Annotated in this window: 23 protein-coding genes; 9 read left to right on the top strand and 14 right to left on the bottom strand. The window is 63.1% G+C overall.

Translation table 11 applies throughout. The features are described from left to right. Positions 1–12: 12 nt before the first annotated feature. Positions 13–1,260, top strand: a complete 1,248-nt coding sequence (locus tag LT40_RS10425; RefSeq protein WP_043189697.1) for an OprD family porin — start codon at positions 13–15, stop codon at positions 1,258–1,260. 53 nt (positions 1,261–1,313) lie between these two features. Here the strand turns inward: LT40_RS10425 and LT40_RS10420 are convergent, their stop codons facing one another. The 10 genes from LT40_RS10420 to LT40_RS10375 form a co-directional block, all read right to left on the bottom strand. After that, the gene (locus LT40_RS10420; protein ID WP_043189695.1) at positions 1,314–1,784 is read right to left on the bottom strand and encodes an Lrp/AsnC family transcriptional regulator; all 471 of its coding nucleotides are present in this window, start codon (positions 1,782–1,784) and stop codon (positions 1,314–1,316) included. 27 nt (positions 1,785–1,811) lie between these two features. Beyond that, positions 1,812–3,110: an NAD(P)/FAD-dependent oxidoreductase gene (locus tag LT40_RS10415; protein ID WP_043189692.1), complete on the bottom strand. Its 1,299-nt coding sequence runs from the start codon at positions 3,108–3,110 to the stop codon at positions 1,812–1,814. Between the two features lie 70 nt (positions 3,111–3,180). Next, positions 3,181–4,020 (bottom strand): transporter substrate-binding domain-containing protein, encoded by an 840-nt coding sequence (locus LT40_RS10410; protein ID WP_043189691.1) that lies wholly within the window; start codon positions 4,018–4,020, stop codon positions 3,181–3,183. 97 nt (positions 4,021–4,117) lie between these two features. Further along, positions 4,118–4,888: an amino acid ABC transporter ATP-binding protein gene (locus tag LT40_RS10405; RefSeq protein ID WP_052393385.1), complete on the bottom strand. Its 771-nt coding sequence runs from the start codon at positions 4,886–4,888 to the stop codon at positions 4,118–4,120. 18 nt (positions 4,889–4,906) lie between these two features. After that, on the bottom strand, positions 4,907–5,872 hold the full coding sequence (locus LT40_RS10400; protein ID WP_043189688.1) for an amino acid ABC transporter permease: 966 nt from the start codon (positions 5,870–5,872) through the stop codon (positions 4,907–4,909). Between the two features lie 169 nt (positions 5,873–6,041). Beyond that, on the bottom strand, positions 6,042–7,100 hold the full coding sequence (locus LT40_RS10395) for an AraC family transcriptional regulator (protein WP_237749302.1): 1,059 nt from the start codon (positions 7,098–7,100) through the stop codon (positions 6,042–6,044). 127 nt (positions 7,101–7,227) lie between these two features. Next, positions 7,228–8,415, bottom strand: coding sequence for an acetyl-CoA C-acyltransferase (locus LT40_RS10390; protein WP_043189687.1), 1,188 nt, complete (start codon positions 8,413–8,415; stop codon positions 7,228–7,230). 15 nt (positions 8,416–8,430) lie between these two features. After that, positions 8,431–9,192, bottom strand: a complete 762-nt coding sequence (locus LT40_RS10385; protein ID WP_043189684.1) for an SDR family NAD(P)-dependent oxidoreductase — start codon at positions 9,190–9,192, stop codon at positions 8,431–8,433. Positions 9,193–9,207: 15 nt separating this feature from the next. Continuing rightward, positions 9,208–10,863 carry an AMP-binding protein gene (locus tag LT40_RS10380; protein WP_043189682.1) on the bottom strand — a complete coding sequence of 552 codons (1,656 nt, stop codon included), beginning with the start codon at positions 10,861–10,863 and terminating at the stop codon, positions 9,208–9,210. A 151-nt stretch (positions 10,864–11,014) separates the two neighbouring features. Further along, positions 11,015–11,980, bottom strand: coding sequence for a DNA-binding protein (locus LT40_RS10375; protein WP_043189679.1), 966 nt, complete (start codon positions 11,978–11,980; stop codon positions 11,015–11,017). A gap of 87 nt (positions 11,981–12,067) precedes the next feature. Here LT40_RS10375 and LT40_RS10370 point away from each other — a divergent pair, with 87 nt between their 5' ends. Further along, positions 12,068–13,147, top strand: coding sequence for a site-specific integrase (locus LT40_RS10370; RefSeq protein ID WP_043189677.1), 1,080 nt, complete (start codon positions 12,068–12,070; stop codon positions 13,145–13,147). A 126-nt stretch (positions 13,148–13,273) separates the two neighbouring features. Beyond that, complete coding sequence (locus tag LT40_RS20945) at positions 13,274–13,600, top strand: RcnB family protein (RefSeq protein ID WP_052393384.1); 327 nt, start codon at positions 13,274–13,276, stop codon at positions 13,598–13,600. A gap of 385 nt (positions 13,601–13,985) precedes the next feature. Here LT40_RS20945 and LT40_RS10360 read toward each other — a convergent pair whose 3' ends face one another. Beyond that, positions 13,986–14,453 (bottom strand): Lrp/AsnC family transcriptional regulator, encoded by a 468-nt coding sequence (locus tag LT40_RS10360; RefSeq protein WP_043189674.1) that lies wholly within the window; start codon positions 14,451–14,453, stop codon positions 13,986–13,988. Between the two features lie 184 nt (positions 14,454–14,637). Between LT40_RS10360 and LT40_RS10355 the strand changes: the two genes are divergently transcribed. The 3 genes from LT40_RS10355 to aroQ all read left to right on the top strand — a co-directional run bounded on the left by LT40_RS10355 (position 14,638) and on the right by aroQ (position 17,036). Continuing rightward, complete coding sequence (locus LT40_RS10355) at positions 14,638–15,780, top strand: cysteine desulfurase family protein (RefSeq protein WP_043189672.1); 1,143 nt, start codon at positions 14,638–14,640, stop codon at positions 15,778–15,780. 248 nt (positions 15,781–16,028) lie between these two features. Then, on the top strand, positions 16,029–16,376 hold the full coding sequence (locus LT40_RS10350; RefSeq protein WP_043189670.1) for a hypothetical protein: 348 nt from the start codon (positions 16,029–16,031) through the stop codon (positions 16,374–16,376). Positions 16,377–16,583: 207 nt separating this feature from the next. Continuing rightward, on the top strand, positions 16,584–17,036 hold the full coding sequence (aroQ, locus tag LT40_RS10345) for a type II 3-dehydroquinate dehydratase (protein WP_043189669.1): 453 nt from the start codon (positions 16,584–16,586) through the stop codon (positions 17,034–17,036). A 223-nt stretch (positions 17,037–17,259) separates the two neighbouring features. On the opposite strand, the gene LT40_RS10340 is transcribed toward aroQ, so the two are convergent. Beyond that, positions 17,260–18,978 carry a thiamine pyrophosphate-dependent enzyme gene (locus LT40_RS10340; protein ID WP_043189666.1) on the bottom strand — a complete coding sequence of 573 codons (1,719 nt, stop codon included), beginning with the start codon at positions 18,976–18,978 and terminating at the stop codon, positions 17,260–17,262. 177 nt (positions 18,979–19,155) lie between these two features. Between LT40_RS10340 and copC the strand changes: the two genes are divergently transcribed. Together copC and copD are read left to right on the top strand one after the other, a co-directional pair. After that, positions 19,156–19,515: a copper homeostasis periplasmic binding protein CopC gene (gene copC, locus LT40_RS10335; RefSeq protein WP_043193565.1), complete on the top strand. Its 360-nt coding sequence runs from the start codon at positions 19,156–19,158 to the stop codon at positions 19,513–19,515. 2 nt (positions 19,516–19,517) lie between these two features. Next, positions 19,518–20,369, top strand: coding sequence for a copper homeostasis membrane protein CopD (gene copD / locus LT40_RS10330; protein ID WP_043189664.1), 852 nt, complete (start codon positions 19,518–19,520; stop codon positions 20,367–20,369). 144 nt (positions 20,370–20,513) lie between these two features. On the opposite strand, the gene LT40_RS10325 is transcribed toward copD, so the two are convergent. Both LT40_RS10325 and LT40_RS10320 read right to left on the bottom strand, forming a co-directional pair. Further along, the gene (locus tag LT40_RS10325; protein ID WP_043189662.1) at positions 20,514–20,729 is read right to left on the bottom strand and encodes a TOBE domain-containing protein; all 216 of its coding nucleotides are present in this window, start codon (positions 20,727–20,729) and stop codon (positions 20,514–20,516) included. A 160-nt stretch (positions 20,730–20,889) separates the two neighbouring features. Continuing rightward, positions 20,890–21,432, bottom strand: a complete 543-nt coding sequence (locus tag LT40_RS10320) for a DUF4946 domain-containing protein (RefSeq protein WP_043189660.1) — start codon at positions 21,430–21,432, stop codon at positions 20,890–20,892. Positions 21,433–21,536: 104 nt separating this feature from the next. On the opposite strand from LT40_RS10320, the gene LT40_RS10315 reads away from it, so the two are divergent. Continuing rightward, on the top strand, positions 21,537–22,559 hold the full coding sequence (locus tag LT40_RS10315) for a GlxA family transcriptional regulator (RefSeq protein WP_043189658.1): 1,023 nt from the start codon (positions 21,537–21,539) through the stop codon (positions 22,557–22,559). Positions 22,560–22,627: the final 68 nt, after the last annotated feature.

The following is a 22,627-nucleotide window of genomic DNA, read 5'->3' as shown; positions in this document are numbered from 1 at the left end:
AGGGTCAACACCATGCGGTCAGCTTTAATGCTTGGCAGTGCGACACTGTGCGCGGCCATTTCCCCTGCGGCTTTTGCCGACGATGTGCTCGACAACCCGTTCTTCAAAGACAGCAGCACGCAAGTCATGGCTCGTAACTTCTACTTGAACCGTGATTTCCACAACAACGGCCCGAACACCCAAAGCTATCGCGAAGAGTGGGCTCAAGGCTTCATCGCGACTTTCACCTCGGGCTTCACCCCAGGCACCCTGGGCCTGGGTATAGACGCCATAGGCCTCTATGGCATGAAGCTCGACAGCAGCTCGGACCGTATCGGTACGGGCTTGCTGCCCAGCAGCGGCAGGCACACGCCAGGAGTCGACAAGGCTGAAGACGACTATTCGCGAGTTGCCGCAGCGGTCAAGCTCAAACTGTCGAAGACAGTCCTCAAGTACGGCGAAATGACCCTCAACCTGCCGGTCTATTCCACGGGCGACAGCCGCTTGTTGCCCGAAACGACCGAAGGGTTCTACCTGAGCAGCAACGAAATCGACAACCTGCGGATCGATGTCGCCCACCTGACCTCGCTCAGCACCTACGCCCAGAGTGGTCACAACGCGGGCGGCATGACCCGTGCGGATGTCTATGGCGCCACCTACAACTTCACACCGGCCTTGACCGGTGCGCTGTATGCCTCGGACGTGGAGGATTTGTGGAAGAAGAAATACGCCGGGTTGAGCTGGGTCAAACCTATCGACGACACGCAGGCGTTTTCCGCTGACTTCAGGTTCTATAACCAGAAGAGTACGGGCGCCGAACGCGGTGGTGACATCGACAGCAATTCGTTCAGCTTCAAGACGGCCTACAGCTATGGCGCGCACAAGCTGACCCTGGCTTATCAGGCCATCACCGGCAAGGGTGGCTACGTCTTCTACACCGACGGCGGCAACACCAACTACCTGGCCAACTACGTGCAGTACGCCGAATTCACCCGCGAGGATGAACGCTCGTGGCAGGCACGCTACGATTTCAACTTTGCAGGCCTGGGTGTGCCGGGCCTCAATGTATTCGCGCGCTACCTGCGCGGCGACAACATCACCCTGGCCAACGGTTCCACCGGCCAGACCGAATGGGAGCGTGACCTGGAAGCGGCCTACACGGTACAAAGCGGCCCGCTCAAAGACCTGACTTTCCGCGTCCGCCAGGCCACCTACCGCAACTCGTTCAGCGGCGATCTGGATGACGTCAGGTTCATCACCCAGTATCCGATCAACCTCTAGCCCCCTCTGTATCCAACCTGCCCGGTGACTCACCGCACCGGGCATCTCCCCACCTACACACTCAACCGACGACTGAACTTGGTTTCCATCACGATGTGCGAGGCCGTATGCGCCACGCCCTTGATCATGTTGATCCGGGTCAGCTCGGCGTTGAGTTCACCCAGCGTGCCGGTGGCCAGGTGGATGATGAAGTCCGACTCCCCGGACACCGCGTACACCGCCTGCACGGCGTCGATCTTGCGTAGCGTGGTCATGACGTCGGTGTAGCTCTTGTTGGTGCACGAGGTCATGGTGAAGCAGTTGATGGTCGGCTGTATCCGGTCGTGGTCGATGCGTACGCTGTAGCCGGTGATGACGCCGGCTTTCTCCAGCCGCTGAATGCGTTCCTGCACCGAGGAACGCGACACGCCCAGCTTGCGCGCCAGCGAAGCAGTCGGTTCGCGGGCGTTGGCTTGCAGCAGCGCCAGCAGTTGCCGGTCGTTCTCGGTGAGGTTGAACAATGTGCTCGGGGAATGTGCGTCCATGCCGTGTCGACCTTGCGTCTGGAGGGGTTAGCGCGGCCCTGCGCCGGCGTGTCGTTCCTGGAACCTGTCCATCATCTTCAACCCGGTATACACCAATTGCGCCGCCGGCGGACCGAACGGACCACCGTTCCACTGCAACCCATAGCGGTCGAACAGGCGGTAGCGATCCGATTCGCCGCAGATGGCTTCGGCGATCACCCTCCCCCCGGCCGGCGCGGTGTTCATGCCGTGCCCTCCGAAGGAAGCGCAGGACCACAGCCCCGGGCCGATTGGGCCGATGTGGGGCATTTTGTGCCGCGCGTAGCCCATCAGTCCAGACCAGGCCTTGTCGATCTTCAGCCCTTGCAACTGCGGGTAGACGTCGAGGATGTCGGCAGTGAGCAGTTGTGCCAGGCGCTGTTCGTCCTGCAGGTTGTGGGTGGTGATGTGGCCGCCCCAAAGCAACCGATCGCCGTCGACGATACGGTAATAGTCCGAAGCGCGGCGGGAATCGCCGACGGCTTCTGAAGTGCGCACCGCCTGCTGCAGACGCGCGCCCAGCGGTTCGGTGAGGACCACGTAGGTGGCGATGGGCAGGAAGGCGCGGTGCAGCTTGCCGAATTCCGGGCCGCCGTAGCCGCCGCAGCAGTACACCACGTCAGCGCAATCGACACTGCCGTGGGCGGTCGACACCTGTGAGCGCCCTGCCCGGCTGGCGACCTCGAGCATGGCGCACTGCTCGTGAATCACCCCGCCCTTCTGCTCGATCAACTCGGCCAGGCCCAGGCAGTAATTCAGCGGATGGAAATGGAAACCGTGGGTATCACGCAGCCCCTGGTGATAACGCTCGGTGTTAAGCAGGGTGCGCAAGGTGGCGCGGTCGAGGTAGTCGAGGGTAAAGCCGAAGTCGCGGTCCATGCGCTCGCTGAAGCGCTTGAGGCTGTCGGCGTTGTCGAAGCGGCTGACACTCAGCTTGCCCCGACTGGGCGCGCAGCCGGGCAACTGGTGCCCGGTAATGGTCTCGCGCACACTGTCCACGCCCTCCAGGGACAGTTTGAACAGGGCCGCAGCGGTGTCCTTGCCGCAGCGCTGCTCGATGGCCGACAGGCCTTCGGACCACCCCTGCAACACGAACCCGCCATTGCGACCCGACGCCCCCCAGGCGACCCGCGCCGCCTCCAGCAGCACCACGGACTTGCCCCGCGACACCAGCTCCCATGCCGTGCTCAGCCCCGCCAGGCCACCGCCCACGATGCACACGTCGACGCTGACCTGGCCAGTGAGCGGCGGGCGCACGGGGGCCGCGCGCATGGTCGCGGTGTAATAGTTGTCGATATAGCTGAACATGAAGACATCGTCCTTCGTCGGGCGTGTGCCTGGCGCGTGCCGGAGCAAGGGGCACGCGCAGGGCCGGGGGTCACTGCACCTGGGTGAGGTCGGCGCCGTACCATTTTTCGGACAGCTGCTTGAGGGTACCGTCGGCTTTCATCTCGCCGACGACCTTGGTCAGCGCCGCGTTGAAGGCGTCGTCGCCCTTGTCCACGGCGATCGCCAGCGGCTCGTAGTAGGCCGGCTTACCCTCGACCTGGACGATCGGGTAGCCGTTCTTGATGGCAGCGGTGATGGTCGGCAACGCCGACAGGGTTGCGTTCAGACGCACACCGTTGCCCATGCGCAGGTCATCCAGCGGGCCCATGCTGTCGCCGTAGGTTTTAACCTCGCCCGGCTCCACGTCATAGGTGAAGGACGGCACGTCGGCCGCATCGATGGTCAGTCGACGATTGATGTAGTCCTCCGACGTGGTGCCGGCCTCGACGCCGATGATCTTGCCATTGAGGTCTGCGGTCTTGGTACCGGCCGCGGCCTTGTGCACGGCGAATACATACGGCGTGTAGTAATAGACCGCCGGGAAATCCAGAACCCGGCCGCGCTCGCGGGTCGGGGTCATGGAGCCTACTGAGATGTCCCAGCGGTTCGACCAGTGCCCGGCAGTGATGATGCCGTACTCGGGCGTGACGAACGCCACCTTGCTGCCCAGCCGCTTGCCGATCTCGGTGGCCACGTCGATATCGAAGCCCTGCAGGGCGTTGTCCGGCCCCAGGAACGATTGCGGTGGCCAGTTGGCTGCCGTGGCCACTTTCATGACCTTGGTCGAAGTGATGCGGTCCAGGGTGGTGCCTGCCCAGGCAACCCCGGCCCCGGCCGTGAACACACCGGCCAGTGCGACAACGGTGAACAAGCGGGTCAGCGACGTCATGGTGAACCTCCAGAGAGCGGCGATACGCGGTTATCGTTCTTGTGGCGTGTGCAGCGTGGGTGAATCGGTAATCGGCACTGGTGAGCGGGCGACCGGCTCAGCGGCTGAGAATCTGCGAGAGAAACTCCCGCGCCCGTTCGTGCTGGGGATGATCGAAGAAGTCCTGTGGCTTGGCCTCTTCGACGATGCAGCCCCGGTCCATGAAGATGATCCGGTCGGCAACCCGGCGGGCAAAGCCCATTTCATGGGTCACGCAGAGCATGGTGATGCCGTCCTTGGCCAACTCGCCCATGACATCAAGCACCTCCTTGACCATCTCCGGGTCGAGCGCCGAGGTCGGTTCATCGAAGAGCATGATCCGCGGGCGCATGCACAACGCTCGGGCGATCGCCACGCGTTGCTGCTGGCCACCGGACAGCTGCCCTGGATACTTGTCGGCCTGGTTACCGATGCGCACCCGTTCCAGGTATTCGTGGGCCAGCGCCCGCGCTTCGGCATCGCTGAGGCGGCTGACCAGACGCGGCCCGAGCATGAGGTTGTCAAGCACGGTCAGGTGCGGAAACAGGTTGAACTGCTGAAAGACCATGCCCACCTGACGGCGCATGCCGGCCACGCAGGCGGCGCTGCGGGTCAGCGGCGTATCGCCGATGATCACCTCGCCCTGCTGAAAGTCTTCGAGCAGGTTCAGGCAGCGGATCAGCGTGGACTTGCCGGAGCCCGACGGCCCGCAGATGACCACGATCTCGCCACTGGCAATGTGCAGGTCGATGTCCTTGAGCACATGGAATTCGCCGTACCACTTGTTCAGTTTGCGCACGCGGACACCCGCTTGCTGGCTGGCCACGTCGGAAACCCTCGAATGATTCATGTCACTCTCCCTGGCCGTTCAACGATGGGCGCGATTGAAGTGCTTTTCCAGGCGTGCCTGGACCGTTTCCAGCACGATCGACAGCACCCAGTACAGCACCGCTGCGGTAATCAGCATTTCCAGGTGGCGGAACTCCGCGCGGCCCTGGGTGCGCGCCAGGAACATCAACTCCCAGACGCCGATCACCGACACCAGCGAACTGTCCTTGAGCATGGAGATGAACTGGTTGCCGGTGGGCGGAATGATCAGCCGCATGGACTGTGGCAGCACCACCCGCATCATGGTCTGCAGCGGCGACAGCCCAATGGCTCGCGACGCCTCCCATTGCCCGCGCGGAATGCTGCTGATGCCCGCACGGAAGATCTCCGTCATATACGCGCCGTAGCACAGCGACAGGGCCAGGATGCCTGCGGGCACGGCACCGACCACATAGCCCAGTTGCGGAATACCCAGGTAGATGAGGTAGATCTGGATCAGCAATGGCACGCCACGGAAGAACGAGGTGTAGAAACTCGCGATGGCGATGGCGAAACCGTTCGACGACAAGCGCGCGGTGGCGCCCAGCAGAGCAAGCACGAAGGCGATGGCGATGGAAATCGCCGACACGTACACGGTCGTGAATACCCCTTGGGTAATCATGAAGCCGACCTTGGTGGCGATGAACGAGTAAGACAGATCGAAGGTGTCGAAGAACAGCAGGAACATCAACAGCAGTTCGCACCACACCGTGACGATCTGCGCCCGCAAGGGGAACCGCCCGAGCACGAACAGATTGAGGACCAGCGTCAGGGTGAAAGTGACCGCTACGGCAATGTCCCGGGCCAGGGGTGCCTGCAGGTCCAGCAGTATCGGCGCCATCAGCCGCGCCAGGCCGCTCTCGCCCAGGCCGGCGAACAGGGTGACGGCGAAGGTGACGGCGGCCACCGTACCCATGAAGGCCGGGCTGTCGGTTGCGCGGGGCTTGACGATGTGGTCCTTGAACATGGCATGGACACCTTTGTTGTTGTGTTTTCATTATGGGCGCGCAAAACGCCGGCCGGCACCCTGCGTTGTGCGGCGATTCGAGGTTTGATCGGACAGATTCACTGGCTGGCCCCTGACAACTGCCGTTCAGGGCTTGCGATTCGCCGCTACCTAGGCATTTCGGGCATCGTTAATTCTGGCGGGCACCCTGTGAATCGCCTGCGTCGAGAATGAGGCTGCGATAGTGGCCGGGGCTGGCGCCGGTCCATTTGCGAAACGCCTTGTAAAACGAGCTGGCGTCGGCAAAACCCAAGCGCTCGGCGATGTCTTCGAAAGTCGCCTGGGGCTCGGCCAGCCAGAGCACCGCGCGCTCCCGGCGCACACTGTCCTTGAGCACCTGGTAACCGGCGCCCTCCTCGGCCAGGCGCCGACGCAGCGTGGCCACCGAGACCCCGCAATGGCTTGCCATGGCTTCGATCGGCGGAAACTGCGCCGCCGGCAGGTTGCGCAGGTGTTGCCGAATGCGCCAGCCGAGGCTCTCCGGATCGCGGTAGCGCACCAGGATGTTGGCCGGGGCACGGGCGAGGAAGCGCCGAAGCTCCGTTGCGCTGCGTCGTACAGGAATGTTCAGGTGCTCGGCAGCGAAAATGAGCCGAGTGCGTGGCCGGTCGAAGCGCAGGTTGGCCGAGAACATCACCTGGTAATCGCCTAAGTACGCAGGTGCAGGTCCGCGCAGCTCCATCGCCAGGATCGGGATGCGCCGACCCGCCAGCCAGCAGGCGATGCCGTGCACGATCATCCAGTAGGTGAAACAGGAAAACGCCCGCTTGGGCTCGGCGCCGCGCTCGCGTATGACAATCTCCGCCAGCGATTGCTGGGTCGCCAGGCGTGCGTCGTAGTCGGCGAGCATCAGCCCGAGAAACTCCAGGGCCCGCTTGAGCGCGTCAGCCACGGTGGGCTGATGCATGCAGGCCTGGCACAGGAAAGCAAAGCTGCCGCGGCGCAAGGGCCGCGCGTCCATGCCGAAGAATTCGTCGTCGAGCGCGCGGGCCAACTGGCGCCAGAGCCGAGCGTAGCTGCTGACCGGCACCCGGGCCTGCTCATCGAGCAGCAGCGCACCGTCGATGCCTACCGTTTGAAGGATAGGACCGACGTCGACATGGCTGTCGCGCACGGCCTCGCGTACCAGGTGGATCGAAATCGTATCGCGCAGCGACGAAGCGTCGAGCGGGTGTCGGGGCAGGTTCACTCATCCTCGCTAACCGCTTCTGCGCGAAACGGACCAGATAGGCCAGGGCAATCGTTGCTCCGGCCTTGCGGTCGTCAGTTCTAATCCATCCGTTCGCGCCGGGCAAGCCTCCGGGCCATCGAGACGCTCAATACAGGCACTCCACCGCAATGGCCGTCGCTTCGCCGCCGCCGATACAGATCGCGGCGATGCCACGGCGCAGGTTGCGTTGCCGCAGGGCCGCCAGCAAGGTCACCACGATGCGCGCGCCAGAGGCGCCAATCGGGTGGCCCAAGGCGCAGGCACCGCCGTTGACGTTGACCTTGTCCGCCGGCAAGTCGAGCGCCTGCATGGCGGCCAGGGTGACCACGGCGAATGCTTCGTTGATCTCGAACAGGTCGACGTCTGGCAACGCCCACCCGGTGGTTTCCACCAGCTTGCGAATGGCGCCAATGGGCGCTACGGGGAACAGGTGCGGCGCGTCGGCAAAGGCCGTGTGCCCATGAATGACCGCCAGCGGTGCGAGTCCGCGAGCCTGAGCTTCGCTACGACGCATCAACAGCAAGGCGGCAGCCCCATCGGAAATGGAGCTGGAGTTGGCCGCCGTCACCGTGCCGCCCTCGCGAAAGGCCGGTTTCAGCGTGGGGATCTTGTCCGGATTGGCCTTGGGTGGCTGCTCGTCGTCACTGATGGTTAGCGTTTGCTTGTTGCGCGTGACCTGCACCGGCACGATCTGCGAGGTGAAACTGCCGTCGCTGATGGCCTGGCGTGCGCGGCTCAGCGAGGCCAGGGCGAATTCGTCCTGCGTCTGACGGCTGAAACCGTGCCCCTGGGCGCAGTCCTCGGCAAAGGTGCCCATCAACCGGCCGGGTTCGTAAGCGTCTTCCAGACCATCGAGGAACATGTGGTCGAGTACCCGACCGTGGCCCATGCGATAACCGTCGCGGGCGCGGTCCAGCAGGTACGGCGCGTTGGACATGCTTTCCATACCGCCGGCAACCACCACACGGGCACTGCCCGCCAGCAGCGCATCATGGCCCATGAGCATGGCTTGCATGCCCGAGCCGCACATCTTGTTCAGGGTGGTGCAGGTGGTTGCATAGGGCAGCCCGGCACCCAGTGCCGCCTGCCGCGCCGGGGCTTGGCCCAGCCCGGCTGGCAGCACGCAGCCGAACAGCACCTGGTCGACGCTGCCAGCCTCGACACCGGCACGCTCGACGGCTGCGGCGATGGCGGCTGCGCCCAGCTGCGGCGCCGTCAGGCTGCGCAGGTCGCCCTGAAAGCCACCCATGGGTGTGCGCACGGCACTGACGATAACGATCGGATCTTCATTCATCTGCGGTCTCCCTTGTTATCTGGCCGCCATGCGCAGGGCGCCGTCGAGACGGATCACCTCGCCATTGAGCATGCTGTTTTCGATGATGTGGCGCACCAGTGCCGCATATTCCTCGGGCTTGCCCAGGCGTGGTGGAAAGGGTACGTCGGCGCTCAAGGCAGCGCGCACCTCATCGGTCATGCCGGCCATCATCGGTGTTTCGAAGATGCCCGGCGCGATGGTCATTACGCGAATGCCGTAGCGGGCCAGCTCGCGCGCCGCCGGCAGGGTCATGCTGGCCACCGCGCCCTTGGACGCCGCATACGCCGCCTGACCTACCTGGCCGTCGAAAGCAGCCACCGAAGCGGTATTGATGATCACCCCGCGCTCGCCTTCGGCATTCGCGGTGCTTTTGGAAATGGCTTCGGCAGCCAGACGCAGCAGATTGAAGGTGCCGATCAGGTTGATATTGATAATCCGGCTGAAGCTGTCCAGTGAGTGCGCGCCCTGCTTGCCGAGGATCTTTTCGCCGGCGACCACGCCGGCGCAATTGACCAGGCCGTGCAGTTCGCCAAAGCTGTGCAGGGCCATGTCCACGGCGGCCTGGGCCGCATCGGCCTGGGTGATGTCGGCCACTGCGTAACCTGCTTCCAGCTCAGTGGCCTGCGCCTGCAACGCCTCGGCATTGAGGTCTACCAGCATCAGGCGCGCACCGGCCTGGGCCAGCATCCGCGCGGTAGCGGCGCCCAGCCCGGAGGCGGCGCCACTGACCATGAACACTTTGTCTTTGACATGCATGAAACGGTCTCCTGGTCAGGCGCTGGGCGCCTGCTGCTTGGCGATTTCCTGGTTGCGTAAGATGAAGCGCTGCAATTTACCGCTGGGTGTCTTGGGGAGCTGCTCGACGAATTCGATCTCGCGCGGATACGCATGGGCGGCCAGACGCTGACGCACATGCAGGCGCAGGGTTTCGGCCAGCTCGGGGCCGGCCTGGAAACCGGCTTGCAGCACCACGAACGCCTTGATCACTTCGGTGCGTTCGGGATCGGGCTTGCCCACTACAGCGGCCTCGACCACCGCCGGGTGCTCGATCAACGCGCTCTCCACGTCGAAAGGTCCTACGCGGTAACCCGAAGTGGTGATGACATCGTCGTTACGCCCGACGAAGCTGATGCTGCCGTCCACATTGAGCTCGACGGTGTCGCCGCTCAGGTAGTACTTGCCCTTGAAGGCCTTGGTCGGCATGCCTAGGTAACCGCCGAACCAGCACAGCGGCGAGCGCTCGCGGTCCACCGCCAGCACACCCGGCTGACCGGCGGGCAGCTCCTGCAACTGCGCGTCGAGCACGACGATACGGTGGCCCGGCACGGCAAAACCGGCAGAGCCTTCATGCACCGGATGGTCGAGCCCATGGTGGTTGCACAGCACCATGCCCAGCTCGGTCTGGCCGTAGTGGTCATGGACCACGACACCCAAGTGTTCGGCGAACCAGCGAATGACCTGCGGGTTGAGCGGCTCTCCAGCGCTGCTGGCAATACGCAGGCGTCCGCGCACACCGGCAGCGAAACGGTCACCGGCCGCGATCAGCATGCGATAGGCCGTCGGTGAGCCTGCAAGGTTGGTGATCGCGTACTTGTCGATCACCCGGCACGTACTGTCGACCGTAAAGCCGCCGTCGTAGAACAGCGTGGCATGCCCCAGCGCCAGCGGACCGGCGACGGCGTAATAAAGGCCGTAGGCCCAGCCGGGATCGGCCAGGTTCCAGAAGCGATCTTCGGCGCGCAGCTGCACGGCATCGCGCAGGTAACCCTTGAACGCCAGCAATGCGCGCAGCGGGACTTCCAGGGGTTTTGCCGGCCCGGTGGTACCGGAGGTGCACATGAGCATGAAGGGTGCGTTGCCATCGAGCATGACGGGATCGCATTCGCGGCTCTGCCCTTGCAGCACGGTCCAGAAATCATGTTCGTTGGCGCTTGCTGCGGTGCAGCCCACGGTCAACACATTCGGGCGCTGTTCCAGCTCGTCGAGCTTCGGGCGATTGTGCAGGTCGGTCACCACCCAGTTCGCCTGGGAGCAGTGCAGGCGTTGCTCGATGGCCTTGGGCCCGAACGCGGTGAACAGCGGCTGGTAGACCGCGCCGATGCGCCAGGTACCGAGTATGGCGATCAGCAATTCCACGGTCCGCGGCATCAATCCGGCCACGCGATCGCCAGGCTTTACGCCCTGTGTGAGCAGGAAATTGCCGAACTGCGCGGCGTACGCGTGCAACTGCTCGAAGGTGTACTGCGTGGCGACGCCCTGCTGCGATTCGCAATACAGGGCCACGGCGGGCTTTCCAGAGTGACGGGTATCAAGGTGACGGTCGCAGCATTCGACACAGGCGTTGAGCTGCTCGAGGGTGCCGTGCAGATCCTGCGCGGAGGTTTGCGAATAATCGAAAGCCTGGGCGGTGCTGAAGTAATCGCGCATACATGACCCTGCTTCTGTTAGTGGATCTTGTTGTTATGGGATTTGCGACCTGAGAAGGCACCTGCCGATAGTGATCCGCCGCAGGCCTGGCGGCAATGTTGTCAGCGCTCAGGCTGTGTGAGCGGTTTAGCCAGTGCGAGCGTTGCGCGGCTCACTCGGTCTTTCGGCTGCGTGGCTTGCGTGGCGGTGGCAGGCGTAGCAGCGCAAGTTGCGCGTCCAGGGTTTCGGCCCGTGCCTGCTGGGCTGCGGCGGCTTGCTGCGCTGAGGCCTGGGCTTGTTGCGCGCTAAGCAGCTGCGCTTCGAGTTGCTGCCGAGCGTGCTCGCCCTGCTCGATGGCCAACGCTGAACGGGCGTCCATGGCCGCCGCCTGGAGTTGCGCCTCGCCCAACTCGATTCGGGCCTGCTCCAGACGCTTGTGCAACGTTTCGATCTGTTTCTGCTGCTCGCGGGCCTCCAGGTTGCGCGCCTTGAGGTCCTCACGGGCGCGATCGACCTCGCGGTGCGAGCGCTCCTCCACTGCGCGCACGTACGCCTCCTGAGCCAGGCGGCTGTGCTCGGCCTGATGTTGTTGATCGCGCAGCGTCTGTTGCAGCGCCACGAGATCAGCCTGGAGCTCGCCCCGCGCATGCTGCAGTTCGATCCGCTGCTGTTGCAGGTCGTCGATCTGCACCTGGCGCTGGGCCAGAAGCTTTTCCAGATCGGCCAGTCGGGTTTCGGCATTGATGCGTGCCGTATCCGCCTCGGCTGCCTGGCGCCGGGCCTGCGCGGTGTCGCGGCGGGCCTGGTCCTCTAGGGCCGCAACGCGCTCGTGTTCAGCCGCCAGCACCTCGCGTTGGTTAGCGAGCGACTGTTCGACCACACCCTGGGCCAGGGTGGTTGCCTGTTGCCAGATCGCCACGAATGCCTGCGCCACTTCAGCCGGAAGCCCCGGCAGGCGGGTTTCTCCGCGCAGCCGCTCGGCCAGGCGCTCCCACCATTGATCGAGCAGCGCGCCGACCCTGGCCGGGCTGCCTCGGCCCAGCTCCAGACGCACGCGCTCGACCGTTGGCCGCTCACCGCGAGCCAGCACCGCATCGGCTGCGGCAAATACGTCTGTTTCCGGTACACCTACTGCCATGCCCTGCTCTCCGTTGGATTAGGTATGATAATGAAAGATTATCCGACCCTAAAATCATCAATCCTAATTTATGATACGTAGAACGTAATGAAAAATACAGTTGGCATCGCTCTGGTCGAAATCAGGCCACTGAATCTGCACTCGCTGGCGGAAACCACCGCCCAGGCGGCTGAGGCGTTCGTTGCTGCCGGCACCGCGGCCAACACCGTGCGCAGCTATCGCAGCGCCCTGGCGTATTGGTCCGCCTGGCTGAAACTGCGTTACAGCCGAGAGCTGGGCGACGGTGCGTTGCCTGTGGCCGTGGCGATTCAGTTCGTCCTCGATCACCTGGCGCGACCCATGGATGACGGCAACTGGAATCACCTGTTGCCGAAGGCCGTCGATCAGGCCTTGGTCGAAGCCGGCGCCAAATCGCGCCCCGGCCCGCTGGCCTACAGCACGGTGCAGCATCGTTTGGCGGTGCTGGGCAAATGGCATCGGGTCAAAGGCTGGGACAGTCCGATCGACGCCCCTGCGCTGAAGACCCTGCTGCGTAGCGCGCAGAAGGCACAAGTGCGCCAGGGCGTGACCGTGCGCAAGAAAACGGCCATGGCCCTGGAGCCGTTGCAGGCCATGCTGGCAACCTGCACCGACGGACTGCGTGGCACGCGTGACCGTGCCCTGCTACTGCTGGCCTGGAGCGGCGGCGGTCGGCGCCGCTCGGAAGTGGTCGGGTTGCAAGTGGGCGACGTGCGTCGTCTGGACGCCGACACCTGGGTCTACAGTCTCGGCGCTACCAAGACCGACACTGCCGGGGCGCGACGGGAGAAGCCATTGCGCGGCCCGGCCGCCCATGCGTTGGCCGCCTGGCTAGCCGCTGCGCCAGCCAGCACGGGCCCGTTGTTTCGCCGGCTGTACCGTGGTGACAAGGTGTCGAGCCACGGCATTGGCGGTGACCAGGTGGCCCGCATCGTCCAACGCCGGGCCCAACTGGCCGGCCTGGAGGGTGACTGGGCCGCCCACAGCCTGCGCTCGGGTTTCGTGACCGAGGCCGGGCGACAGGGCGTGCCCCTGGGGGACGTGATGGCGATGACCGAGCACCGCAGCGTGGCGACGGTCATGGGCTACTTCCAGGCGGGGTCGCTGCTGGGCAGCACGGCCACCCAACTACTGAAGAGCGAGGATTAGAACCCTGCGATAGGGAGGCTGTTGAAACTTGCACGGAAACATCGGCTCCGGTGCTGGTCAATAGCATGTCGACGCTGACGCCCCGGCGTATCACGTTGCCCTATTCGATCATCAAGGATAACCATCATGACCACTTCCAAGCTGCTGCCCCGCCTCGCGCTCGCTACCCTTTGCGCCCTGAGCGTGCCCGCTTTCGCAGCCGACGTCGGCGATAAAGACCAGAGCGTTACGTTGGACCGTCCGGGCACCGAGCCGCACGAATTCGAAAAAGGCGACAAGGTGCCCGATTCCTACAAGCGCAAGGAGCTGGCGGTCAACCCGGCCCAGAAGGGTCTGGCGCAGCCTGAAGAGAACGAGCAGTGGGTGGAGATCAAAGACAAGTTCGTGCGCGTGAACATTCCGAACGGCACCATCGTGGAAATGATCGACAAGACTTCGGTCAAGAAGAAGTAATGCTGCGGTAACTACCTACAGCCATGAATTTATACATAGCTAGCATCACAACCCTGTAGGAGCGGTCCGTGGCCGCGAAAAAGATCACTGCGGTGCGCCAGCTGCTACGCGGTGTTCCCTTCGCGGCCGATGACCGCTCCCACATGCGTAAACTGCTACATAGGCGGCGTAGGCAGCGTAATCTTGTGGGAGCGGTCTGTGGCCGCGAAGAGGTCGCCGCGGTGTAACAGATGCTACGCGGTGCTCCCTTCGCGGCCGATGACCGCTCCTACGTATGTGCCATGACGCAATCTTGTGGGAGCGGTCTGTGGCCGCGAAGAGGTCGCCGCGGTGTAACAGATGCTACGCGGTGCTCCCTTCGCGGCCGGTGACCGCTCCTACAGAGCTACGTGCGTTTTGCGTATTGCAGGGGCAGCACGGTGGTCGACTTGATGCGCTCCATGGCGAACGTCGAGCTGATGTCGGTTATCCCCTCTACCTGGATCAGCCGCTTGTACACCGCGTCATAGCCGGCTATGTCCGGCACCACGATGCGCAGCATGTAGTCCGTGTCCCCCGCCATTCGATAACACTCCACTACTTCGGGTAATGCGCCGATCACGGTGTGGAAGTCCGCCAGCCACTGCGCGTTGTGCCGCTGCGTGCGCAACTCGGCGAACACTGTCACCGCGACATTCAGCTCGCGTGCATCGAGCAGTGCGACCCGCTGGGTGATCACGCCCTGTTGTTCGAGCTTCTGAATGCGTCGCCAGCACGCCGTGCCACCCAGGCCGATCTGCTCGGCGATATCAGCCAGCGGGCGGGTGCAATCGGCCTGAAGGATCTCGAGGATTGCCACGTCGAACTTGTCCATGAAAAAAGCGCGCCTGAGTGGATGATTGAGGACTGACAAGATTGATCGCAATATTATTCCCTCGATTACACTGTGCGAGCAAAATCTTTGCACATAACGTCGCAATGGCTTTTCAGATATCAAATTTTTTCACCGCGCCTACCGCTAGCATGATCAGCACGAAATCAGCACTGGTCGAGACGCTATGCCTACCCTTCCCGCTTATCTGGATTACGCCGCCACTACCCCCATCGACGACCAGGTCATCAAGGCCATGCTCGCCTGCATGGGCCGCGATGCCGTGTTCGGCAACCCGGCTTCGAGCGGTCACGCTTTTGGCCAGCAAGCGCGCCAAGCGGTCGAATTGGCCAGACGGCAAGTGGCGGAGCTGCTCCATGCGCCGGCCGACGACATCGTCTGGACTTCGGGGGCTACCGAGTCCAACAACCTGGCGATCAAGGGCTGCACCCGGCCGGGAGATCACATTGTCAGCAGTGTGCTGGAGCACAAGGCGGTCATCGATACCGTTCGCGAGCAACAGGCTGCCGGCTGCGAAGTCACCTGGCTCAGCCCGGACGCCCACGGCCTCATCCAGCCGGAGGCCGTGAGGCTGGCGCTGCGACCCAACACGCGGCTGGTGTCGCTGATGTGGGTCAACAATGAACTGGGCACACTGACCGACATCGTCGAAATTGGCCGGCTGGTCAACGCCCATGGCGCACTGCTGCACGTGGACGCGGCGCAAGCGGCCGGCAAGGTTGACATCGACCTGTCCCATGGCGTGATCGACCTGTTGTCGCTGTCTGCGCACAAGGTGTATGGCCCCAAGGGCATTGGCGCCCTGTACGTCGGGCCGCGGGCGCGACCTGTGTTGCGCGCACAGATGCATGGCGGCGGCCATGAGCAGGGACTGCGCTCGGGCACGCTGGCAACCCACCAGATCGTTGGAATGGGCGCGGCATTCGCCTTGGCATCCGCGCAGATGCACGAAGATAACCAGCACATCGCAGCATTGGCCGCACGCTTGCGCGAAGGCTTGCTGGCACTGCCGGGCGTCTCACTCACGGGATGCGCCGAGTGGCGAATTCCTCATACCCTCAACGTGTGCATTGCCAGTGGCTCTTTTTCCACGCAAGCGGTCGCTGCGCGCATCGCGGTGTCTTCGACCTCGGCGTGCAACTCGGCGAGCGCTGCTGCCTCGCATGTGTTGCTGGCTTTGGGTTTGAGTGAGGCCCAGGCGTCGAGCAGTTTACGGGTGAGCCTGGGCCGATACAGCACAAAAGAGGATATCGAGATCGCCATCACCACGATCAAGAACGCACTGCAGGCTCCTGCACCCTTCTGGTAACCCAAGCCCTGTAGCAGCGGCGCGAGCCGCGTCCGACGTCACCGTGTTGTATCCGGTAGACCGCGTGTACCGCCGACGCGGCTCCCGCCGCTGCTACAGGGGCGGTTGTGCAGGGACGCGCCGTGTTGTATCGGCAAACTGCAGGGTTTGCCGACGCGGCCATATACTACCGTTTGTCGGGTTTATGGCACCGACGCTGGATGTCTGGTGCCCAAATTGCGTACCGATTCCTATAACGGAGAAATACCATGGTCACTCGCACGATTACTCGCCTTGCCCTCGTTGGCCTGCTGTCCGCCACCAGTATGTATGCGTTGGCCGGTTCGGTGCCCCCAGGCAAGGAACCAAGCCCGTCGAGCCCAACGACTAGCTCGGATACCCGCACTGGCAACCAGATGGGCAGCGGTCGTACCAACGACGCCAACAGCAGCAGCGGCAGCACTACTTCGGGCGCCCCGACTGGCCAAGGCACGTTCAGCAATGGCACCGGCAACAGCAGCGGCGCCAACAGCGGCACCATGGGCAGCGGCACCGGCAACGGCGCGAGCTCCGGCAAAGGTGCAGGCAGCGGCGCTGGTGGTACTAGCGGCAACTGATCTCCAGGCGGACGGGGCGCAACGCGCCTGTGGTTCGAGCGAGATAGAAAGCGGGTGGATGTCGAAAAGCGCGATTGATTGCGCGATGACAGACCACCCGTTTTCACATCCGTCACTTTTCTCGTTTTTTTTGGGTATTCTTCCGGTCTCATTGCCACAGCGCGGCGCCCTGCCCGCTTGGTTCATCACTGCCGACCAGGAAACCCCATGTCACAGATCATCCTCGTACTCAATGGCCCCAACCTCAACATGCTGGGTTTGCGCGAGCCTGCCGTCTATGGCCATGAAACCCTGGCCGACGTCGAAGCCATGGCGGTGGAGAGCGGGCAGGAGCTGGGCTTTGCGGTCGAATGCAAGCAAACCAACCACGAAGGCCAGATGATCGACTGGATTCACCAGGCACGTCAGCGTGTGGCCGGCATCGTGATCAATCCAGGCGCCTGGACCCATACCTCGATCGCCATTCACGATGCATTGATCGCTTGTGAGGTGCCCGTGCTGGAGGTCCATATCTCCAACGTTCACCGCCGCGAAGAGTTCCGTCACCACTCATTCGTCTCGAAAGTGGCAGTGGGCGTGATTGCAGGGTTCGGTACCCATGGCTACAAGCTGGCCATCGCGCACTTCGCCAAGCTACTGAATGGCAAGTTCGCGATCTGATCCGGTTTTTTCAGCGCTTTCTGAATCTGTTTTCATTTGCCGATAACGTCCATAGTCACCTGAACGAAATTTCATTTCCTGGAGGTGTGTCATGGACGGTGTGATCATGTTGACCATCATAACGGCGACGCTGGGTTCGTTCGGTTATGTCATGTACCTGATTCACAAGGAAAGCAAAGAGAACAAATAGACCGCCAAGCCTGGCTCGGCGGCCTGATCAGGCTTACTTGATGAAATTGTCGACCAGCATGTGCGCAACGTCGTCGGCGCGACCGTTGAGCATGGCCTTGGCCGAATACAGGGCCATGTTGGACACCTGTGAAAACTCGATCTTGGGCGGCATCACCAGCTCTTCCGGGTTGACCTTCACGTCCAGCAGTGCAGGACCTGGGTGATTCAGGAAGCGCTGCACCGCCCGCTCCAGGCTGGCGCCGTCCGATACCTGTTCGCCGTAGAAACCCATCACCTCGGCCAGCTTGGCGAAATCCGGGTTGTGCAGGCTGGTGAAGTTGTCCAGCAAGCCTTCGACCTTCTGCTCGATCTGCACGAAGTTCAGTGAACTGTTGTTGAACACCACCACCTTGATCGGCAGCTTTTCCTGCACGGCGGTGAGCAGATCGCCCATCAGCATGGCCAAGCCACCGTCACCAGACAGCGAGATGACCTGACGCTGCGGATACGCCTTCTGCAGACCCAACGCCTGCGGCATGGCATTGGCCATGGTGCCGTGGCGCAGGCTGGTAAGGGTGCGGCGCTGCCCGTTGGTATTGATGTGCCGCAAGATCCACACCATGGGCGAACCGCCATCGGCCGTGAACAAGGCATCTTCGGTCGCGTGCTTGTCCAGCAGGTGGGTCAGGTATTGAGGATGGATCAGGTGCCCGTCGGTGTGACGCTGGTCGTGAGCCAGGGTCTTCAAGGTCTTCTGCCGCACCTTCAGGCAATCTTCCAGGAAGCTGTGTTCGGTACGCTCGGCCACCAGAGGCAGCAGCGCCTGCAGGGTCGGCAGCACATCACCGACCACGCCCAGGTCGATGGGATGGCGACGGCCCAGGTGGGCGCCCTTGCGGTCCACCTGGATGACCTTGGCGTTTTGCGGGTAGAACTGACCCCAGGCGAAGTCGGCACCGAGCAAGAGCAAGGTGTCGCACTCCATCATGGCGTGGTAGCCGGATTCCACACCGAACACGCCGGTCATGCCCATGTTGTAGGGGTTGTCGTATTCGACGAAGTCCTTGGCCCGCGAGGTGTGGGCGATGGGCGCTTTCAAGCGCTGCGCCAATTCGATCAATTCGTCATGGGCGCCTTCGCAGCCAAAGCCCGCATAGATCGCGATCTTCTTGCCCTGGGCGAGCATGTCGGCAATGCCTGCCAGCTCGTCAGGGCTGGGTTGCAGCACGGGCCGCGGCTGGTGAACGCTGAAGGGACGGTCATTCTTGACTTCGGCCGAACTGATGTCCGAAGGCAGGATGATCACGGCCACCCCGCCTTCATTGAGTGCCGTCTGGGCCGCCAGGGTGGTGACCCGGCGCGCTTGCTCAGGGGTATAGACCTGCTCGCAGAACACCGTGCAGCTGCCATAGATGGCTTTGAAATCCACTTCCTGCGGGAAGTCCATGCCCAGCTCGCTAGTGACGATCTGGCTGGCGATCAGCACCATGGGCGCGCTGTTGCGCTGCGCCTCGAAGATACCGTTGATGAAATGCAGCCCGCCCGGGCCGCAGGATCCGGCACAGGCCGTCAAGCGACCGCTGATGAACGACTCGGCGCCGGCGGCGAAGGCTGCGGCTTCTTCATGGCGTACGTGGACCCATTCGATCTCGCTGCGCGAAATCGCATCGGTCACGTGGTTCAGCGTGTCGCCGACGATGCCGTAACAGTTGCGCACACCCGCTTCCTGCAAGGTCTGAATGACGATATCGGCTACTTTTTTGCTGGCCATGAAGGCCTCCTGGTCAATGAGTCATGCAGGTTAGGCTGGAGGAGCCTTGGGGAGTTCAGCCCGGCTGGCGGCTCGGGTCGGCCTTGGCCATAAAGTAGGCATGGGGTTGGGCGGCGTTGCCCAAGCGCCCGGATCATGCTTTATTGGCGGCCTTTTTCAGTGTTCAAGGCCATTGCCATGTCCGTCCGCACGTTGCTCAGCGCTGCCCTGCTCGTTCTCGTCTCGCCGCTAGCCCTGGCTCATGCCCACCTGACTCACCCGGTGCCTGCCGCCGATGCTTCCGTTGCTGCACCTGCGCAATTGAGCCTGGGGTTTTCCGAAGCCATCGAGCTGGGCTTCAGCAAGGTCACCCTGACTGCTTCTGGCGGTGATCCAGTGGCTCTGCAGCCATTGGCCAGTGCCACCAACGATCGTAAGACTTTGGTGGTCAAGCCTGCTGCTCCATTGGCCGCCGGCCAGTACACCGTGCATTGGCAAGTAGTGTCGGTAGACACGCACAAAAGCGCGGGCGAATACCGCTTCACCGTGAGTCCTTGAGCATGAGCGTGTTGATCGTTCTGCGTTTTCTGCATTTCACCAGCCTGATGCTGGTGTTCGGCGCGTGCATGTTCCGTCCGCTGCTGCTCGACCAACCAGGCCAGCAAGGGCGGTTGCGCAACCTGATCGATCCACTGGTGTGCCTGCTTGCGGCACTGGCCTTGATCAGCGGCGTGGCCTGGCTGTTCGCCGTGGCCTTCGAGATGGGCGGTTCGCTGGACATGGCGCTGGTGCGCCGGGTCCTGAGTGAAACCTTTTTCGGCAAGGTCTGGACCCTGCACCTGTTCGCTTGCGTGGCCGTGCTGGTATGCCTGCGTATTCCCAACCCGAAATTGCAGGTGGTGGCCAGGCCGTTGAGCGCACTGGCCTTGGCAACCCTGGCGCCGGTAGGCCACGCGGCGATGCTCGAAGGTGCGGCCGGCACCTGGCTGGTGGTCAATCAACTGATCCACCTGCTGTGCGTCGGCGCCTGGCTGGGTGGTCTGATGCTGTTGATGTTCGTGCTGGCACGTCCCGGCGAGCAGGATCTGCGCGTGGTGCTGGGCCGCTTCAGCGGCGTGGGCTGCGTGCTGGTGGCAGGGCTGCTGGTGACCGGACTGATCAACACGCGGGTGCTGACCGGATCGTTCCTGCCGATGCCTGGCGAATCCGGCTTCGCCACGGTGTTGGCGGTCAAGCTGGCGCTGGTGCTGGCCATGCTCGGGCTGGCGCTGTGGCACCGCCGCCAACTGGCGCAAGGCCCGGTAGATGTGCAGTCGTTCAAGCGCACGGTCACCCTGGAATGGGCCTGCGGACTGGGCGCCGTGGCTGCAGTCGCCTTGCTCGGTACCTTGGCGCCGACCCCGCTGGGCTGACCTTCATCGCGGAAAACCGGGGCGTATAAAAAAAGGGCCGTGCTCCCCTGCAAGAGCACGACCCTCAAGATCTTTCCGGCTTCAAACGTGACAAGACACCAACGTCGTCAAACGCGGGTTCTACGGCAGTATGGGACCTGTTTGTTACAGTTTGGCGATGGACACTTCGGTGGACTTCACGAAAGCGATGACTTCGCTGCCGATCTGCAATTCCAGCTCGTGCACCGAGCGGGTGGTGATGACCGACGTCACGATGCCGGCCGGCGTCTGCACATCGATCTCCGATACCACTGGACCTTCGATGATTTCCTTCACGGTACCCTTGAACTGGTTGCGTACGTTGATCGCTTTGATGGTCATGCAGTCATCCTCGTTAGACATTCGGTCGCACCGCAGTGCGTGAGGTGGAGATTGCACCCTGGGCCGACAATTTAAAAAGAATAAATAATGCTTTTTATATGTCTTTTGGAGATATGCACCGTCTGCTGCCGATGCCTGCTACAGGTCTTGACCCGTGTGCCTACTCATCCTTGGCAAAGCGCAGTCCCTGACGAATGCCCACTACTTCAGCTTCCAACTGCGGGTAACCTACGGCGGACCCTGCATAGCTGAAGCCGTAGGCCATGCCCGGCTGCACGGCGGCGACCAGCGTCTGGGTGATGGCCAGCGTGCCGTTACGCGTGACCTTGCAGGTGGTCTGCGCCGCCGGCAGATTGCCCAATGTCGTCGGTTTGACCTTGGTGCAGACGCTCTGGTAGCCAGAGCGGGAAAAGTTGATCTGGATCGCCTTGCGCATTTCCAGCAACACCGCCTCCAGGTTCACCGCATGGTCCTGGGCCAGCGCGCCACGGGTCATTTCGACGATCATCAACGGATCACCATTGGCGTCGGTCTTGGTCGCGCGCTGGCGGCTGCCGCTGGGCTGGCCCTGGGCGTCGGACGCATCGGGCAGGATCTGCACGTCCCAATCGGCCGGCCAGACGATCACGCTGTCGTCGGCCCATGCCGGCAAGCCGATCAGCCAGCACAGCAGCAGGCAAGGTGCGTGTCGCAGGTAAGGCATGAAGGCGTCCTCCGCAGGAAAAGGCCGTCAGTCTCGCAGACCCACGGGTGCAGCACTACGGTAATATCTGCAGCGACAGACGGCAATCCAGAGAGCAGGCAGCAATGACGCAACGGATCTTCAGCGGCGCTGGGCAAAGCAAGAACCTGCTGTACCTCGCCTCGGCCAACCAGGGTTTGCGCAACGGCGGCCAGGCCAGCCCGCGCGTAGGTTTCGTGCTGCTGGAGCACTTTTCCCTGGCGGCCTTCACCGCCAGCCTGGACACCTTGGTCACAGCCAACCTGATCAGTCCCGGCGCCTATACGCTTCGTTCCTACGGGCTGGCGCCAGGCCAGGTCATTAGTGACCTGGGCATCCAACTGCAGCCAGACGCGCCGCTGATACCCGGCGTGCATGACGAACTGGACATGCTGGTCATCTGTGGTGGGTTCCGCACGCCGCTGCGCGCCTCCCTGTTGCTCAGCCGGGTGCTGGCGGACTGCGCGCGACGTGGCATCAAGTTGGGCGGGTTGTGGAACGGCGCCTGGTTTCTCGGCCAGGCTGGCCTGCTCGATGGCTATCGCTGTGCGGTGCACCCGGAGAACCGCGCATCGCTCGCCGAGCTCAGCCCGCAGATCACCGTGACCCCGGCCAGCCAGGTCATCGACCGTAACCGCATCACGGCCGCCAGCCCCAATGGCAGCTTCAGCATGATGATGGCACTGATCCGCGAACAACGCGGCGACACTCTGGCCAGTGGCGTCGAGCATATCCTGGCCTTCGAAGGTCTGCGTTTTCGCCGCACCGGCGCCCAGCCCAACGGCAAGCTCACCCCGCCGCTGCGCAACATCATCGACCTGATGGAGACCAACCTGGAGGAGCCGCTGTCGCTGGACCAATTGGCCGAGTTCGTCGGTCGCTCGCGTCGTCAGATCGACCGGTTGTTCCAGGACCAGCTCGGCACCTCGCCCCATCGTTACTACATGGAGCTGCGCGTGACCGAAGCCCGCCGCCTGCTGCAGCATTCGCAGTTGTCGATCCTGGAGGTGGCGATCGCCTGTGGGTTCGTCTCGGTGAGCCATTTCAGCAAGTGCTACAGCGGCTACTTTGGCCACTCGCCATCGCGTGAAACCCGCTTGGCAGACTGATCGGCTGCCCATCGAGGGGAACCGTGGCGGCATCTGTCGGTCGACTCCAGTTCATGCCACAGCGAGCC

Source organism: Pseudomonas rhizosphaerae, from assembly GCF_000761155.1.
GTDB classification, from domain to species: Bacteria; Pseudomonadota; Gammaproteobacteria; order Pseudomonadales; family Pseudomonadaceae; genus Aquipseudomonas; species Aquipseudomonas rhizosphaerae.
This window is presented reverse-complemented; position numbering and strand designations above follow the sequence as displayed.